Raw genomic sequence first — 18,184 nt, forward strand, 5'->3', positions numbered from 1 at the left:
AAATGAACGGATTTCACAATCGTAGAAAATTCTACTTTTGGGACAGCCTCTTGACTATTCCATGGCTGCCCTGTTGGGATCTTCTCATTTGACGTAGGGTTAGCTGTTTATTTGTCCTGCTTCATGGTCCGGTATGCGCCTGGCGTCACATGCTCCTTCTTGCGGAAGGAACGGATGAAATTCTGCGGGTTATGGTACTGCAGGCGTTCAGCCATCTCCTTGATCGTCATGTCGCTCTCCACCAGCCATTTCTTGGCCATTTCCAACCGGTAGCTCATGATGTATTCACTGAAGGTCATGCCAAATTCCCGCTTAAAGATGCTGCTCAAATAGTTCGGACTGTAATGCAGGCGCTCACCGATCAATTCCAGCGACAGATCCTGGTCGTATTCGGCACGAACGATGGCTGCAATCTGCTCGGATAGGCAGCGGAACTGGCGGGTGGTCTTCTCCTTCATGCTGGTTACCATCGGCTGGATGACTTCCTTCACCAGGATGCGTTCAATCTCTTCCGGGTTGCGGATATCCAGCAGCCGGTGATACAGCGCATAATTATCCTGGGTCAGCAGCACCTCCACGCCGATCAGCTGCTCCAGCTGTATCAGATTGTTCACGAACCGGATCAGGGTCACCTCGAAATTCATCGGATTCTTGCTGTGCTTCATCATCTCCCCCAATAGCGGGTACAGGGAGCGCGATACCTGCTCCTCATCACCTAACCGGATGGCGTCGAACAGCTGCGATTCCAGCTCCGCCGGATAATGCAGCAGCACGGGTCCGGAGATCACCATCGAAATATCCTCATAGAAAATAATCGATTCCTTACCGAGATTCAGTCGGTGGTGCAACGCCTGCTTGCTCATCTCGCAGGCTTCCTTGCTGTGTAATAAATCACTGTACAGCTTGCTGATCCCTATGCTGACCGACAGCTTCAGGATTTCCCTGACTGTCTTGATGATCAGCTTGGCATCGGCAAGGATTTGCTTCCGGTTCTCCTGTTCGTTCTGTCCCTCAAAGATCAGAATGGTCGCTTGGGTACGGTCATTCAGCAGGATCGGGATCATCCGCCGCGTCTTGGGAATCAGCTCCTCCACCAGCTTGTTGACCGCTACGAGCAGCAGATCCTTGTCGCTGGCCTGCCGTTCCCCGTAATTATCCAGCTGGATCAGCAGGGTCGCATATACTGTGTCCGCTGTCAGAGCATAGCCGAAGCGCCGCATATTGCGCTCCTGTTCTTCCGCCGTAATCCGGCTGCGGAACAGGTTCAGTATAAATTGGGTTTCCAGCTGGGGCATTTCAGACTGAATCAAGCCCTCCAGACTTTCCTTCTCCGACAGAATGGTATCAATTGATGTAATAATCCAGTCAATTTCATCCTTTGGGACCGGCTGGGCACTACCCGGCAACCTGCGCTGAATCTGGCGGATCGGCTTGGTGAAATAAACGGAGATCACGTAGGCCACCACGACAATCAGCAGTGTGATCACCACACCCATCATAATTAAGCCGAACCGGGTGGTCTTCAGAGCATCAGAGATTTCCTGCTGGTCGAGCAGCGTTACATAAATCCAATTATTATAGGAAGATTTCGCATAAAGGGCCTGAACCTCCTGGTGATTGACCTTATTCAGCGCAACCGTTCCTGTCTGACTCTCGCTTCGCGCGACCTCGGTAATGTGACGCAGCTGCCCATCGGTCAGCAGCGCTTTGCCGGATTCCGATTCATACAGCAGTTCACCCTGCCGGTTCAGAATAAACACTGCGGTGTTGTCCTCCGTCTGCAGGGTTTGCTGCAGCGTCTGCAGTGAAATATCCGATAAGACAATTGCCTGCTTAGTCTGCGAGAATACCGGAAGCGTATTTACGAAGCGGATGCCCTTGTCCGTCTTGACCCAGAACAATCCCCGGCTCTGGTTGTCGATATAGCTCTTATACAGATTGTCACGCTCTTCCGCTGTTAAATAGGAGAGCTTGCCGTTGGAAATCTTCCAGTTCTGGACCAGACTGATCAGCGAGTAATCCACGCCGTCCATCCCCATGCTAGCGATATAGTTGAGCTGGGAATTGATATTTCGGTACGCCTGGAAATCCTGCTCTGTAATCGGATTCTGGACTACCTCACTGAATGAGCTGGTAGTGCTGTAAGTATTGAAAGCAAACTCTATCGTTTCGATTTTCTGCTCCAGCGTATTTTTGATTTGGGTAATCAGGCTTTGCTTGCCGCTGGCAACGCTATCAATAACCGATTGAATGGTCGTCAAATAAATATAGCTGCCGAAGCTGATGACCAGGCCGATGCCCAATACTAGAATAGGAATAAAAATCTTATAGAACATCCTGCCTTTTTTCATAGGTAAACTCCTTCAACGATGTAATCATTTTCAATTATAGCGCTTTCAAGAGGTGAAATCCAAACCCTTTTTCACGTGTGCACAATACATTCTCCATCTTATCGAGGTGGCGGGCATCCCGATCAAGAGTCATAAACAGCAAACAACGATTCCCCCCTGAACTGACGGGAGAATCGCTGCTGAGCATTTCATCATATTGCGAGTATCCTTATCGGACTGGCTGCCCGGAGCGGCTGACACGAACCAGCTCGCCCTTGCATTCATTGATGCCGGCCTCGGTAATCTTCACCTCGCACAGCTCGCCCTGCAGGGAATCATCGCCTGCAAACAGCACCTGCAGATAGTTGTCGGTGAAGCCGTGCTGGACCTCCCGGCCCGGCGCATCTTTAGCCGATCGTTCGGGTATAACGCTGAGCGTCTGGCCCACGAACTGGCGTGCATAGGACAGCTGCATGTCCTCTGACAGATCAATCAACAGCTGCACACGGCTGTTTTTGACCTCTTCGTCCACCTGGTTCTCCATTCGTGCTGCGGGCGTTCCGGTCCGCTTGGAATAGGGAAACACATGCATTTCCGAGAAATTGACTGCCTTCATAAACTCGTAGCCAGCCTGGAACATCTCATCGGTTTCACCCGGGAAGCCGACAATCACGTCGGTGGTGATGCCGACATTAGGCATGGCCTGACGAATCGCTATAATTTTGGACATATATTCTTCAGTGGTGTATTTGCGGCGCATCCCCTTCAGCACATCGTTATGTCCAGCCTGCAGCGGAATATGCAGATGACGGCACATTTTCGGCGAACGGTTCAGCACATCCAGCAGCTTGTCATCAATCTGGCTGGCTTCGATCGAGCTGATCCGTACTCTCTCCAGCCCTTCCACCCCGTCGAGTTCCCAGAGCAGATTGGACAGCCGGTAATTCTCCAGGTCGTCACCGTATCCGCCAGTATGGATGCCGGTCAGCACAAATTCCTTGTAGCCCGCTTCCACCAGTTGACGCGCCTGAGCCACGATGCTCTTGGGATCACGGCTGCGCGAGAGACCGCGTGACCAGGGAATAATGCAGAAGGTGCAGAAGTTGTTGCAGCCGTCCTGGATCTTCATGAAGGCCCGCGTGCGGTCTGCGAAGCCCGGTACATCCAGTTCCTCGAATTCACGCGTCTTCATAATGTTACGCACTGCGTTCACCGGCTGACGCGAATGCTGAATATTCTTGACATGGGTCATTATCTGGTCACGGTCCTGATTGCCGATGACCAGATCGACACCTGGAATGTCGAGGATTTCACCAGGCGAGGTCTGCGCGTAGCAGCCGGTTACCGCAACGATCGCCTCCGGATTGCGGCGCACCGCGCGGCGGATCATCTGGCGGCTTTTTTTATCGCCGGTATTGGTTACCGTACAGGTGTTGATCAGATAGACATCGGCGGAACCCTCGAAATCAACCTGCTCATATCCTTCATTTTTGAACAGCTGCCAGATGGCTTCAGTATCATAGAAATTGACTTTGCAGCCCAACGTATAAAATGCTACAGATGACATTCCTTAAGCTCCCCCCATTTCTCCTGACTCATATAAAATACAGGCCGCGGCTACCATGCCCGCTGTCTCACAACGCAGAATCCGCCGGCCCAGTCCTACAGACACGGCTCCAGCCTCCTCGGCCTGAGCATATTCCTCCACGCTGAATCCGCCTTCCGGCCCGACCACAACCAGCACCTTGCCGCCTGCTTCCGGCGGAAGCCCGGCCAGCCAAGGCGCAACCGCGCTGCGCAGCTGCAGGCCGGCTTCCTTCTCATAGCAGAAGTAGACCGCATCATAATCAGCAAAGGATTTCAGCAGCTGCTTCCAGGACACAGGTGCCCCTACGGCCGGAACAATGTTGCGGTGAGCCTGCTCAGCCGCTTCCTTGCAGATCTTGCGCCAGCGGTCCAGCCGTTTGCTCTCCTTGCGTTCATCGTATTGCACAATAGTACGCTCCGACAGAAACGGCACGAACGCCGCCGCTCCGATCTCGGTGCATTTCTGAATCACTGTCTCCATCTTGTCCGCCTTGGGCAGACTCTGGGCCACCGTTACCGAGATCCGCGCTTCATGCGTCATCTCCAGCGCTTCCAGTATATTCAAGGTGACTTCCCCGATTTCAATCCGGGTGATTTCGGCCAACACTTCCCGGGAGACGCCATCGCTGACAATCAGCTTGTCTCCTTCTTTCCCGCGCATCACCTTGGCAATATGGCGGGCATCTTCACCGCCGACTCTGACTGCACCCTCTGCGAACTGCTCCGGTGCTACGAAATACCGCTGCATGTTTTCATCATCCTGTCCTTGAATTATCGATAATTATCGAACCCTCCCAAACCAGCGTCGAACCCTCTGGGGCCCTCCCTTCCAAGGGAGGGTCCCAGAGGGCGCTGCCCTCTGGACTCCCGCAAGTTTGGCGAATGAGCCTGGCGGTACGGTGATTAGGCGGCTGGGAGGGGGGAACGCTTATCCCTGCGGGACCGCTTGGACGCCCGCATGGGCTGGCCCGCTATCCCTGACGGGATGCGTGCCGGGGGCTAAGGTCAAAGGCGGGCTGTTCCTGCGGAATGCGCAAGATAATTTCCTATACATCAAGAAGAAACGGCGGCACGCCTGCAGACCCAGGATTTTGCCGCCGCCACTGCATCTTATTACGCTTTAATACATACAAATTTTGTTACTACTTAGGCCTTAGCGAAGATTAGAATATTACTCCGGAACGTTCAACGCAAATAGATGCAAAAGTGCAACTAATTTCAGCTGTAACCTCTCTCAGAAGGTGATTAAGTGCGATATTGCAACTAATTTTGAGCAAATCGAGTCTTCTGCGCTCAAACGCCAGAATTAGGTGCCTTTTTGCAACTATTCGCTTCAAAACGTGAAAAATCGGCAAATTAAATGCACTTTTGCATTTAATTCAATGGCTCGGACTTAGGAAACCACTGCGAAGTTAAATCTTCTGTATTCTCGTCCTACGGAGACCTAAGCAGTAATCAAATTTTATCATACAACGTTTGGAAGAGGTAGACCAGACTTGACATCCGGCTTCAGGCCCCGCCAAACAGCTTGAAGAAGAAGTTCACGAACGTTGCAAACATTTCGCTGGCCCAAATATTCAACGGATCAATCGTATAGGTACGCAGTCCGGGAATAAACAGGATCAGCAGGAAGATCAGCATCGAATATTGCTCATATTGCTGCAGTCGTCCGCGCAGCGGACGTGGAGCGAGATCCTCCACAATCCGGTAGCCGTCCAGCGGCGGCAGTGGGATCAGGTTGAACAGAAACAGGAACAGGTTCAGCTGAATGAAGATACTAAAGAACCAATAGACGGCCTTGTATAGCTGATCGTTGGTAATGGAATTCATTGTTCCGGTCGCCAGCAGCAAACCGAAGATCAACGAGCCGAGAATACCGAGCAACAGGTTGCTGATCGGGCCGGCAGCGGAAACAATAACGCCCATCAGCCGGGGACGGCTGAAGTTGTCGCGGTTAACCGGCACGGGACGGGCCCAGCCGAATCCGGCAATCACCAGCAGAATAATACCCCAGAAATCAAAGTGGACGACAGGGTTCAGGGTCATCCGTCCCAGCAGCCGGGCTGTGGGATCACCAAATTTATTGGCAAAATAAGCATGACTGAACTCATGAACCGTAAATGCTATCAGCAGAGTAACCAGAAAAAAAGGAAGCTGCTCCAGCGGAATGCGAATAATGCTCTGTAAAAATTCCATCTCTACCTCTTTCCGGCTGTAAAGGCCACCCAATCTTCCTCACGGGAAATTTCCATAATCTCAAAACCGGACTGCTGCAGCGCCCCGGCAACCAGCTCTTCTTTATCTTTATAAATCCCTGAGGTAATATAGATCCCCCCAGGCTGCAGTGCACGGTAGACGTCATCGGTAAATAATACAATAATTTCTGCCAGAATATTGGCCACTATTAGCTTCACCGGCAGAGTTACCCCTATACCGCTACCCATGGCTGCTGATGGCGTCTCCTCTTCTGCGGCAAAGCCCGGTCTTGCCGAAGGCCACATCTCTCCGGCCGGCGTATCGGCAGCCCCTTCGCCTCCCAGCAGCGAGAGAAGATCGCTCTCCTTCACCATGATGGCCGATTCCAGCCTGTTCAAAGCCACATTCTCACGTGCGCTCGTTACAGCCACAGGGTCCAGATCCAAGGCCAGCACCGCTCTCGCGCCTAGCAGCACGGCGCCTACGGCAAGAATCCCGGAACCTGTACCTACATCAATAACCTCTTCGCCGCCGCTGATATGCTTCTCCAGCGCACGCAAACAGAGCGCAGTGGTCGGGTGGGTTCCGGTGCCGAAGGCCATTCCCGGGTCTAGCTCGATAATCCGTTCATCCGCACTCTCCGGTGTATACTCCTCCCAGGTAGGCTTGATGGTCAGACGCTCCGAGACCCGCAGCGGCTTGAAATACTGCTTCCAGGCATGGGCCCACTCCTCTTCATCTACGGTCTTCCAGGAGATCAGCGCCTTCCCCGGATCAATTCCATATTGGCGCAGCTCCTCAACCTGGGGGGCCAGCTCCAGAATAAGCGCCTCCATGGCGACGGTGTCCGCGTAATACCCCTTGATCACGGCCTCTCCCTCGGGAATATCGTTCAGCGGCTCATCGTACAGCTCCCCATAACGGGTATCCCTTGTTTTGTTGAGTGTGCCGGACTCTTCTATGGACACTCCGCCTGCCCCTGCTTCATACAGCAGATTGGCGATCATGTCCTGCGCTTCTTCCCTTGTATGTATCGTTAGTTCATGCCATAACATCGTTTGTGAATCCTCCTAAAATTGGTGTGCAGCTTAGATTATAGCCGGGCCTCTGATTGAAACAATACATAGTATACCATTTCTCCCGGTCTCAGCGCCAAACTGCGGATAAAAGTCGATCCCTCCCAAAAATTCGATCCCTCCCAAACCCTCCCTTCCAAGGGAGGGCCCCAAAGGGTTGCACTCTCTGGACACCTGCAAGTTTGGCGAATGAGCCTGGCGGTACGGTGGTTATTCCCAACTTTACACATACCTTATCTACAACAAAAGTAAATCATAATTTCCTATACAATAAAAAAGAGCGGAACCACAAGGTCCCACCCTCCTTATCCTAATAGAAACTTCTAGATCGTCCGCTGTACTGGCAGCAGCTTGCGGTATTCTGTCGAAATGTAAGTTATGTATTTACGCAAATAGATCCAGCTGTAATAGGCGATCCCCTCCAGTATCACTGCCAGAATTACCGCAACCAGCATGCTGTACTCTCTTGGAACCTGTATATCATTTCCGATATTCATGGTTATGTAAGGGACACCAAGTGTGCGCAATACCCCTGCCAGCAGGGACAAAACAGCCGAAAGTCCGAATCCGAAGGCAATGGTAGCCAGAAAAGGAATTACCATAATGCTCAAGAGGCCTGTAGAGCAATAGAATCTGATCAGCATCATCATTGCCGCGAAGGAGCGGTCTTTTCCCTGGATAACCTGTTCACTGACATATGCTTTGGCTAATTTGCGCGGGTTGCCCAGTCTTGCCAGAATCTCTGACTCCCCCTGACCGTTGTAGAGGCTCTCTTCAATATGACTCTCAATCTCACGGACCGCATCCATGCGCTCTGCTTCCGGCAATGGATGAAGATGATGATGAAATGCATTCAGATATTCTCTTGCTTCCCGGTTCATAAATGATCTTCTCCTCTATACAACTGAATTTGATCTACCGCAAAAGAGAGCAGGCTCCACTCTGAAGACATAGTCTCCAGCAGAACGGCCCCAGCGGCGGTTAAACTATAATACTTGCGCGGCGGACCATAATCCGATCCCTGCCAGAACGATTCCAGATAATTGTCTTTCTGCATCCGGCGCAGAAGAGGATACAGCGTCCCTTCCGTAATCGCCAGCTGCTCCCATTTCTCCAGCAGCGTCACCAGCTCATAGCCGTAACGCGGCTGCCTGCTGACCAGCAGCAAGATGCAGAACTCCATAATTCCCCTGCGGACCTGTGAGGTCCAATCCGTCATTTCCATAACAACCTCCCGCTTCCACATTATAGGACACACTACTGTGCGAGTCAAGGTAGTGTTTTTCAATACAAGTAGAAACCGATGCCTGCCTATATATAAAAAAAAAGCATCAAACCATAAAGGTTCGTGCTTCACAATATGTACTGCCATTATTCATTTATCCATTCTAAGGCCTAAGCCGCAAGCGTTGTTGTCAGATTGCTTCCATTACGGCTTGGGCTTGGGTATCAAGCTCTTGTGCCGAAGAGGCAATCGTTGTGAATTCATCAAGCGCAACCTGGATCTGCTGCTGGCTCTCCTTGATGCTGAGCTGAACCTGATTGGTGCCGCCGGAGATCTTCTCTACTTCCTTGGAGATCGCATGGACACTGTCACGCACCTCAATAATGGAATCCTGCACCATCACGGAGAGCTTACGCACTTCTTTGGCCACTACGTCGAAGCCACGGCCATATTCCCCGGCATGCGCAGCTTCAATGGCAGCATTGAGGGCAAGCAGCTGCGTCTGTGAAGCAATACCGCCAATCGTCTGCACAATCCCATGGATAGATTCCGCCTGCTTTTGCAGATGGGCGAGAATATGGGTATTCTCCAGAGAGACTTCAGCTATGGCATCAATGCTGACCAGCAGTTCCCGGCTGCGTTCTATTCCAGTCTCCGCACGCTGGTTCAGACTGTCCGCCATCTCCTTCATCCGCTCCACAACTGCACTCATCGTATTTTGCCGGCCGGTAATATTGGTAGCAACCTTGAATACACCAATTACATTAGCATTCTCCTGGTCAAAAATCGGCATATAGGTTGCTTCAAGCCACACCGTATTTCCGTCCGCATCCATCCGCTCAACCTTGTCCTGAAAGCTGTTGCCGCCCATCAGATTCTCCCAGAACAGCTCATATTCCGCACCGTTTACGAATTCTGGAAAACATAATTCTTTATGGTGCATTCCATACATCTTCTCCATTGGATATCCCATCGAACCGGCAAAAACTTTATTCACATAAGCTACACGGCGATTCAGGTCAAAACGGATGATTGCCAGATATTTTTCCAAAGACCGCACAACAAGCTCGTCAGTAACTTCTTGAGAATGAATGATCCCCATGATTATTTACCTCCACAAAATTAAACTTTAAACAATTATTTAATACAATCTATATCGGTTAAACAGGCACCGGTTGTAACTGCTTAAATTGATACGAAAAAATAAAAAATTTGGATTGGTTATTCAGCTCAACGAATCCCTCCGACCCTCCGCTCTGTTCACTCGTATAGTCAACCGCTGATTTTTAGATTAAGCCGGTTATTCTCTGTGAAAAAGCGGCCTCTCCCCTTAGGGAAAAGCCGCCGCAATAATTATCCCTATTGCAAGAAGGGGAAGGATTATTCGGCCACCACCGCGATTGTACCTTCGTTCCGCGCACGCAGCAGGGTATGCCGGTTCATGCGGATCAGATGTGCCTCGGCCAGACTGCGCTGCAGCAGCTCCTTCTCTACGCCAAGCTCCTGGATCGTTGACGGGCCTTGTACCGTCTTCAGCAGATGGCGAATCCGCTCAGGCGTAGGCAGCCCGCGGATCTCCTCCCGAATCAGCTCCCACTGGCTGTTGCTCTCCTGGCCCAATGTGTTCGCCAATTCATGATACAGTGTGGAGATTTCGGCGCAGGCTACACCAACCTTGGCCCCGTGCAGCAGCTGGCGCCGCCCGGTACGGATGTACTCCATCTCCCAGTAATGGGACAGATGATGCTCTGCGCCAGACGCCGAATGCGACTGTCCGAACAGCAGGATCGCCAGCCCGGACTCGATCAGCGCCTCAGTCAGCACCTGAATACCGGCTTCGGTATGGCGTCCAATCTCCTCGGCATGCTCCACGCAAGCCAGCAGAGCGCGTTCTGTAATGGCAGCCACTTCGGGAGAGTAAGGCTCCCCTGCGGTCAGCCGTCCGTATTTCCAGTCGAACAGAGAGGTATACTTGCCGAGCATATCCCCAAAGCCCGCAGCAATCATCGGACCCGGCGCGGCGCGCAGAATATCGGTATCGGCAAAGATGGCCACTGGTCCCGCCGCTGGAATGGTTAGCTTGTTGCTGCGGATAATCAGCGGCGAGCCATTGGAGGTGAAGCCGTCCACGGACGGGGCGGTAGGTACCGACAGAAACGGGATAGCCGCGGTGTAAGCCGCATAGCGGGCCACATCATGCAAGGTGCCGGAACCGGCCACCACGACGCCATCTGCCTTATGCTGCTGAATAGCCAGCAGCACCTGCACCACAGAGGCTTCATCTGCAATCACATCTCCCTGCGCATTCGCCAGCACCAAGGTGATCTGCAGCGGAACCCCAGCCGTTTCACAAGCTTCGGCAAGCCGGGCTCCTGCGGCTTCATAGGTGATCCGGTCTGCAACAAGCAGCGGTGTCTTCCAGCCCTGCTCCACAATAAACGGGGCAACCTCTTTCAGCGCACCAGCCTCTACAAGAATGGCCTCAGGGAGCGCGAAGGCGGCGCCTCCTGCGATTTCAGCTGCTGCCGCTCTGATCACATGCAGAATATCACTCATAGATGAACTCATCCTTTCTGTATCCCTATTGATAAACAGCAGTACCGTACTCCAGGGGAGCACGGCACGCATGTAAGGTTATATTATAAATCCTGGCTTAAAGCAGCTTCCAGGCGATATCGTTCAGGCGCAGCTCGTTGCGCAGCGCACGGGTATTCGTGTCCTTGTCGATCACAACACATTCAATCCCGGCCATTTCGGCGAAATCAAGCAGCTGCTCTGTGGTAACTACATAAGAGAATCCGGTGTGATGCGCACCTCCGGCCAGAATCCAGGCTTCCACGCCTGCCTTCAGGCTTGGCTGCACCTGCCACAATACACGTGCAACCGGCAGGTTCGGCATCGCTTCAGAAGGTTCTACGGCCACCACTTCATTGACCAGCAGACGGAACCGGTTGCCCATATCGATAATGGAGGCATTCAGCGCGTCCCCGGAGCGGCCGTTGAAGACCATGCGGGCCGGATCTTCCTTGCCGCCGATCCCCAGCGGATGCACCTCAAGCTTAGGCTTGTCGACAGCAATCGTCGGACAGATCTCCAGCATGTGTGAGCCGAGCACCAGCTCATTGGCAGGGTCCAGATGATAAGTATAATCTTCCATGAAGGAAGTGCCTTTGTTGCTGGCGATAATCTTCATCAGGCGGACCAACGCGGCTGTCTTCCAGTCGCCTTCACCGGCGAAGCCGTAGCCCTGCTCCATCAGACGTTGAACAGCCAGACCCGGTAGCTGCTTCAGGCCATGCAGATCCTCAAAGGTAGTGATGAATGCTGTATACCCGCCCTTTTCCAGGAAGGCTTTCATTCCCAGCTCAATACGAGCCTGGTAACGGATGGAGTCACGTACTGCACCCTCCTGGTCTCCACCTTGGGCAAAATCATAGGCTTCGGCATATTCAGCCATCAGATCATCGATCTGTGCTTCGGTAACAGCGTCCACACGTTCTACCAGATCGCCTACCCCGTAGCCGTCCACGGTCCAGCCCAGCTTGATCTGTGCTTCAACCTTGTCACCTTCCGTAACAGCTACGGAACGCATGTTGTCTCCGAATCTGGCCACCTTCAGCGTCCGGCTCTCATTAAAAGCAACCGCAGTGTTCATCCAGCCGCCCAGCCGTCCAACCACTTCAGGGTCTTCCCAGTAGCCTACGATGACTTTGCGGGCAATGCCCATCCGTGCGCCGATGAAGCCGTATTCGCGGTCACCGTGTGCGGACTGGTTCGTATTCATAAAGTCCATGTCAATCGAATCCCAAGGGATATCGCGGTTGTACTGGGTAGCCAGATGGAGCAATGGCTTGCGCAGCTGCGACAGGCCGGAGATCCACATTTTGGCCGGGGAGAAGGTGTGCATCCAAGTAATGATCCCGGCGCAATCCTCGTCGCTATTGGCGGCAATCGCCAGCTTACGGATTTCGTCCGCTGTCGTCAGCACCGGTTTGAATATAATTTCATAAGGTACGGCTTCATTCGCGTTCAGGCCTGCCGTGATCTCGCGGGAGTGGGCAGCCACTTCCTCGATAGTTTCCGGTCCGTACAGATGCTGGCTTCCGGTTACGAACCAGAATTGATAAGGTTTGATGGTTAGCATGTTTTTTTCCTCCTAAAGTTTTATTAGCATAAGCTACAATGAATCTGCTTCGGTAAAACTCGCTTCGAAAGCATATGCCTAAGTTTTATTAGCATAAGCTACAATGAATCTGCTTCGGTAAAACTCGCTTCGAAAGCATACGCCTAAGTTTTATTAGCATAAGCTACAATGAATCTGCTTCGGTAAAACTCGCTTCGAAAGCATACGCCTAAAGTTTTATTAGCATAAGCTACAATGAATCTGCTTCGGTAAAACTCGCTTCGAAAGCATGTTCCCAGTTTTGTGAGCGCCGCCTATTCTGTCACTTCTTCCTTGATTGCCTTCAGATGCTTCATGACATTGTTCTCGCCGCGACCGAAATAATCATGCAGTCTGGAGTATTCCTGGAACAGCTGCTCATACACAGCCACATTCTCGGGAATCGGCAGGTAGGACTCTTCTCGTACACGGGCCATTTTCTCAGCAGCTTCAACAATGGAATCGTAACCGCCCTTGGCCGCACCCGCAGCCACCGCGCCGAACATGGCCGCTCCGAGTGCCGGAGTCTGCTTCGAGGCCGCCACCTTGATCTCGCGGTTGGTGACATCGGCATAAATCTGCATCAGCAGACGGTTCTTCTGCGGCAGTCCGCCGCAGGCATACAGCACATCAACAGCCACACCGTTGGAATGGAAGGCATCGACGATCTTGCGTGTGCCAAAAGCGGTCGCCTCCAGCAGCGTACGGTAGATTTCCTCCGGCTTGGTCAGCAGCGTGCAGCCCAGCAGCAATCCGGTCAGGTTCGTATCAACCAATACAGAACGGTTGCCGTTCCACCAATCGAGTGCCAGCAGACCGGTCTGACCCGGCTTGTAGGCCGAAGCACGTTCTTCCAGCCAGGTATGAATATTCATGCCTGCTTCAGCCGCAGCCTCTTTGGCATACGCCGGCACAGCTTCCTCCACATACCATTCAAAAATATCGCCCACCGCCGACTGTCCGGCCTCATAACCGTAATAGCCGGGAATAATCCCGTCTTCGACCACACCGCACATGCCTTCTACTTCGCGTTCGGTCTCTCCCAGCAGCATGTGGCAGATTGAGGTTCCCATCGCCATGACCAGCTTGCCCGGCGTAACTACACCAACTGCAGGCACGGCAGCATGGGCATCCACGTTGCCGACAGCAACAGCGGTTCCGGCGGCAAGACCGATCATCTCAGCCATTTCGGCAGTCAGCTCGCCGGCCTTCGTGCCTAGCGGTACAATGTCGCCGCGCAGCTTCGTATCGGTCAGGTGCTCCAGACGCGGATCAAGCGCTTTGAAGAATTCCTTGTCAGGGTAGCCGTCGGCTTTATGCCAGATCGCCTTATAGCCGGCTGTACAGCTGTTGCGCACAATGTTGCCGGTCATCTGCGAGATCACCCAATCCGTAGCTTCAAGGAACTGGTCTGCAGCATCATAGATTTCCGGTGCTTCGTTCAGAATCTGCCACACCTTGGCCATCATCCACTCAGAGGAGATTTTGCCGCCGTAACGGGCCAGCCATTTCTCTCCCCGCTCTGCGGCAATCCGGTTGATCTCATTGGCTTCGTCCTGGGCCGCATGATGTTTCCACAGCTTCGTCCAAGCATGCGGGTTCTCCTGGTATTCCGGGGTCAGACACAGCGGCTGGCCCTGTTCATTGACCGGAAGCATGGTGCAGGCAGTGAAGTCGATTCCCAGCCCGACTACATCGGCGGGGCTAATCCCCGATTCACGGATGACCTCAGGCACGGACCGTTTCAGTACCTCGATATAATCGGAGGGATGCTGCAGCGCCCAGTCATATTCCAGCTTCTTGCCGGTACCCGGCAGAAACTCATCAATGACATGATGCGGATAAGGCGTTACGTGGTCGGCAACCTCGGTGCCGTCAGCCAGATCAACCAGCACAGCGCGCCCGGATTGAGTTCCGTAGTCAACGCCGATGGCGTATTTTTTGCTCATATGAACACTCTCCTCTTATATTAATGTTTAGCTTTGTCCGTAGTAGGCATTCGCTCCATGCTTGCGCAGGAAGTGGCGGTCCAGCAAATGCTGGCTCATCGGCGTAAGATTCGGGTTCAGCTGGTAGCTCTGGGTAGCCATCTTCGCCACTTCCTCCAGCACTACGGCGTTATGGACCGCATTATGCGCGTTCTTACCCCAGTTGAACGGAGCGTGGCAATGAACCAGCACACCCGGAAGCATGTCAGGGTCAAGATCCTTGAACGTCTCCACGATCACATTGCCTGTCTCCAGCTCATAAGCGCCTTTGATCTCCGCTTCTGTCATGGGACGCGTACAAGGAACTTCACCGTAATAATAGTCCGCATGTGTTGTACCCAGCGCAGGAATTCCCCGGCCGGCCTGTGCCCAGCCCGTCGCCCAAGGCGAATGCGTATGCACAATCCCGCCGATATTCGGAAAAGCTTTATATAATACCAGATGTGTCGCTGTATCCGAAGACGGTTTAAAGCTTCCCTCCACGATATTGCCCTCCAGATCGACCACAACCATATCCTCGGCACGCAGCTTGTCGTATTCCACACCGCTCGGTTTAATTACTACCAGACCCTTGTCCCGGTCAATCCCGCTGACGTTCCCCCATGTAAACGTAACCAAGTTGTATCGGGGCAGGTCCAGGTTGGCTTCAAGCACCTCTTGCTTTAATTGTTCGAGCATTCGTAATCCTCCCTATAATGTCAGGTTTGATCTATATCCGGCTTTGCATTCCTAGTATACACTTGTACGTACATTTAATCTATATTTTTTTGTTTATCGTCTACATAGGTACATACAAACGAATACAACACCTTTACTGGCAACCCCCTGGGAGGGACTCTATAACCTGTCAATACCTTTCGGCACTTTCCTCATATTGTAAAAGTATAGTAAAATTAGTTGTCGAATGAACGAATTATCATTTTATAACCGAGAACGAATAGAAAGGTAGCCTATTCCATGAAACAGAATCCAAAAGTTCAACCTTCACCTCTAAACCGCTCAGCCAAAAACAGCGCCAAAAGAAAGAAACGCAGCAACAAGAAAAAGATTTGGTTTTCTATCCTCGCTTGTGTATTGCTGGCGGGCTTGTCCGGTTATATATTCCGCGAGCAATTGATCGGCTTCGGCTTCGATCATGTAGTAGCGCCTGCCGTCGCGCCGGCACTCGATAAATCTTACGTTGAACTGAAGGACAACGAGAATTCCGGGCTACTGACAGCTAAGGACAGCAACACTCCGTTCTCGCTCCTGCTGCTCGGCACTGACCAGCGCGGACAGGAGAACGGCCTCTCCGACTCCATTATCTATACTGTGATCAGGCCCAAGGACAACCGGGCGCTATTCGTTTCCATTCCGCGCGACTCTTATGCCAAGATCATCGGGGCCGAGACGGTGAAGGGCGCGCGGAAGAACACCAAGATAAATGCCGCGCATTCTTACGGCGGGCCTCAGATGAGTGTGGACACGGTCGGCAATCTGCTGGATGCGCCCGTCGAATATTTCGCAACAATTAATTTCAATGGATTAACGGAGGTGGTTGATGAGCTTGGTGGAGTGGAGCTGCCGATTACCAAGGTAATTGAGAACAAGAATCCTCAGCATGAGAAGCTTAGAATAGAACCGAATAAACCGATCTACTCCGGCCACGAAGCGTTGATGTATGTAAGATACCGCGAGGATTCCGACTTCAAGCGGACAGAGCGGCAGCGAATTTTCCTCAAAGCTGTCCTGGACCGAATGAAGAACTTCGATAATATTGTCAATATTCAGAGCATCCTTGGCGTGGCCGGCAGCAATTTCAAAACAAACATGAAATCGGAATTTATTCTCGATCTTGCCAAACGGATTATCATGGACGGAATGACTCCGCAGATCACCAGTCACATGTTGAAGGGCGAAGGAAGCCATACGGACCAGTGGTATTATCTGCTGGACGAGAACGACCTTGAAGAAACCCATCAGCTGATTGAGCGTTGGCTGGACCCTAGGGCGGCGTCTGCCGACCTGCGTCCGGCCTCCGGAGAAGATTAACGCCTCCCCCCCCCCCGCGGCAGTAATCCTGCCTGTCTGGGTAAGCAACAGAAAGGACCCGATGCGCCTTCTTGGCATCGGGTCCTTTCTGTTTGAGCCGTATCAGCTACGCTACGCACCCGCCGGTGCTTTCGTCGAGCTGCGCAGCACAAGCTCAGGCTTGTAGATGATGTCCTTTGGCGTTTCCGCCGTCCGCCGCTGGATCATCTCCATCAGCAGGTCTGCCGCCTGTACTCCCATCTCCTGCTTCGGATGGCGGATGGTGGTCAGCTTGACCTCCGTGGCTGTAGCCAGCGTCGAATCGTCGAAGCCGATGATCGACAGATCATCCGGCACACTCAGGCCGGTCTGCCGCGCTGCCTCCAGCAGCAGCACGGCCAGCTCGTCATTATAGCAGACGAAGGCCGTCGGCCTTGTCCCGCTGTGCAGCATGCGCAGCGCCGCTTCATACGGGACGGTAAGCTTCTGCTCCGACGTATAGTGCACGACGGTATCAGCAGCCAGCGGAAGGCGGTGCTTGTGAAAGGCGCGCATGAAGCCCTTCAGCCGGTTCGCACCCTGCAGGTCATCCGTCTTGAAGAAGCCGGCAATTCCGCGGTGTCCAAGCTGGATCAGATGCTCTGCGGCCAGATACCCACCGGCTTCATCATCAAGCTTCAGGCACGGACAGTGCAGCTCGGGATACCGCTCGTTGATCATAATGAACGGGATATGATGAACCTCAAGCGCCAGGAACAGAGACAGATTGGGATTGCCCTGCGCGCTTTTGGTCGGCTCGATGATCAGTCCCTTGAACGGCTGGCCCAGCATCATCTCCAGATTCTCGCGCTCCTTCTCCTTGTCGTTGTCTGTGCTGGACAACATCATGCTGTAACCGCAGCTGCGCAGCTGCGCTTCCGCGCCGCGTACAATATGGGGAAAGATATAGTCGGAGATATGCGTAGTCATCATGCCTATCATGCTGCTGGTCTGCAGCGGGCGCGTCTCCTGGCGGGCCACGAACGTCCCTTTGCCCTGGAGCCGGTACAACCAGCCTTCCTTCTCCAGCTGGCCCAACGCCTGGCGGACCGTCTGCCTGCTCATGCCCGACTGGGCGGCGATCTCATGCTCGGAAGGCATCTGGTCGTCCGGCTTCAGTCCTCCGGCTTCGATGCGTGACAGCAGTTCTTTTTTGAGCTGCATATATTTGGGTAACGGTTTATCAGTCATGGGTACACCTCAGGCTGTTCAAATGGAATAATACAAGTTATTATAACACAACCCACTTGTATGTACATGTACCATTTGAGTTTTGCTACTTCAAACCAAAAACCCCGCAGAGCGGGGTTCAAATCTTAACCACAATGTAAGCTTGCAGGAACATCTGTGATTAGGTGTATCGCTGTTATTTTTTCTTCAGAATCTGATGCAGCTGCCGTTTGTCCGCCTCTATGGAACGCGCCTGTGCTTCCAGATCCTCCCCATCCGCCTCTGCCGCAGAGAACTCCACATCCTCAGCCTTCGCTTCATAGAGCATTTTCATTTTTTCAGTTTTGCTGAATATCTTCGAGTTTTCTCTATCCATCTTCTCCAGCTCCTCTGTCTTTAAG

General features: G+C 52.7%; 15 protein-coding genes. 1 reads left to right on the top strand and 14 read right to left on the bottom strand.

Features of this window, described 5'->3' with window-relative positions; genetic code table 11:
• Positions 1–107: 107 nt before the first annotated feature.
• The 12 genes from B9T62_RS24100 to araD all read right to left on the bottom strand — a co-directional run bounded on the left by B9T62_RS24100 (position 108) and on the right by araD (position 15,242).
• Positions 108–2,351 (bottom strand): AraC family transcriptional regulator, encoded by a 2,244-nt coding sequence (locus B9T62_RS24100; RefSeq protein ID WP_087917610.1) that lies wholly within the window; start codon positions 2,349–2,351, stop codon positions 108–110.
• Positions 2,352–2,559: 208 nt separating this feature from the next.
• Complete coding sequence (mtaB, locus tag B9T62_RS24105) at positions 2,560–3,897, bottom strand: tRNA (N(6)-L-threonylcarbamoyladenosine(37)-C(2))-methylthiotransferase MtaB (RefSeq protein WP_087917611.1); 1,338 nt, start codon at positions 3,895–3,897, stop codon at positions 2,560–2,562.
• 3 nt (positions 3,898–3,900) lie between these two features.
• Entirely contained in the window at positions 3,901–4,665 is a 765-nt protein-coding gene (locus tag B9T62_RS24110; RefSeq protein WP_087917612.1) for an RsmE family RNA methyltransferase, read from the bottom strand.
• Between the two features lie 761 nt (positions 4,666–5,426).
• Positions 5,427–6,113, bottom strand: a complete 687-nt coding sequence (locus tag B9T62_RS24115) for a site-2 protease family protein (RefSeq protein ID WP_087917613.1) — start codon at positions 6,111–6,113, stop codon at positions 5,427–5,429.
• A 2-nt stretch (positions 6,114–6,115) separates the two neighbouring features.
• A complete protein-coding gene (gene prmA, locus B9T62_RS24120; protein ID WP_087917614.1) occupies positions 6,116–7,168 on the bottom strand; it encodes a 50S ribosomal protein L11 methyltransferase in 1,053 nt (350 codons plus the stop codon).
• A 344-nt stretch (positions 7,169–7,512) separates the two neighbouring features.
• The gene (locus B9T62_RS24125) at positions 7,513–8,070 is read right to left on the bottom strand and encodes a DUF1700 domain-containing protein (RefSeq protein ID WP_087917615.1); all 558 of its coding nucleotides are present in this window, start codon (positions 8,068–8,070) and stop codon (positions 7,513–7,515) included.
• A complete protein-coding gene (locus B9T62_RS24130) occupies positions 8,067–8,414 on the bottom strand; it encodes a PadR family transcriptional regulator (protein ID WP_087917616.1) in 348 nt (115 codons plus the stop codon). The genes B9T62_RS24125 and B9T62_RS24130 overlap by 4 nt, the downstream gene beginning before the upstream one ends.
• Before the next feature lie 190 nt (positions 8,415–8,604).
• Positions 8,605–9,516, bottom strand: coding sequence for a methyl-accepting chemotaxis protein (locus B9T62_RS41330; RefSeq protein ID WP_157793990.1), 912 nt, complete (start codon positions 9,514–9,516; stop codon positions 8,605–8,607).
• 278 nt (positions 9,517–9,794) lie between these two features.
• Complete coding sequence (locus B9T62_RS24140; RefSeq protein ID WP_087917617.1) at positions 9,795–10,970, bottom strand: sn-glycerol-1-phosphate dehydrogenase; 1,176 nt, start codon at positions 10,968–10,970, stop codon at positions 9,795–9,797.
• Positions 10,971–11,067: 97 nt separating this feature from the next.
• A complete protein-coding gene (gene araA, locus B9T62_RS24145; protein WP_087917618.1) occupies positions 11,068–12,558 on the bottom strand; it encodes an L-arabinose isomerase in 1,491 nt (496 codons plus the stop codon).
• 293 nt (positions 12,559–12,851) lie between these two features.
• Complete coding sequence (locus B9T62_RS24150; protein ID WP_087917619.1) at positions 12,852–14,525, bottom strand: ribulokinase; 1,674 nt, start codon at positions 14,523–14,525, stop codon at positions 12,852–12,854.
• Positions 14,526–14,552: 27 nt separating this feature from the next.
• A complete protein-coding gene (gene araD, locus B9T62_RS24155) occupies positions 14,553–15,242 on the bottom strand; it encodes an L-ribulose-5-phosphate 4-epimerase (protein ID WP_087917620.1) in 690 nt (229 codons plus the stop codon).
• 279 nt (positions 15,243–15,521) lie between these two features.
• Here araD and B9T62_RS24160 point away from each other — a divergent pair, with 279 nt between their 5' ends.
• Complete coding sequence (locus B9T62_RS24160; RefSeq protein ID WP_087917621.1) at positions 15,522–16,595, top strand: LCP family protein; 1,074 nt, start codon at positions 15,522–15,524, stop codon at positions 16,593–16,595.
• Positions 16,596–16,706: 111 nt separating this feature from the next.
• Here B9T62_RS24160 and B9T62_RS24165 read toward each other — a convergent pair whose 3' ends face one another.
• Positions 16,707–17,804 carry a GntR family transcriptional regulator gene (locus B9T62_RS24165; RefSeq protein ID WP_087917622.1) on the bottom strand — a complete coding sequence of 366 codons (1,098 nt, stop codon included), beginning with the start codon at positions 17,802–17,804 and terminating at the stop codon, positions 16,707–16,709.
• A 175-nt stretch (positions 17,805–17,979) separates the two neighbouring features.
• A complete protein-coding gene (locus B9T62_RS24170; RefSeq protein WP_087917623.1) occupies positions 17,980–18,159 on the bottom strand; it encodes a YfhD family protein in 180 nt (59 codons plus the stop codon).
• Between the last annotated feature and the right edge of the window lie 25 nt (positions 18,160–18,184).

This window comes from Paenibacillus donghaensis, assembly GCF_002192415.1.
Classification (GTDB): domain Bacteria; phylum Bacillota; class Bacilli; order Paenibacillales; family Paenibacillaceae; genus Paenibacillus_AQ; species Paenibacillus_AQ donghaensis.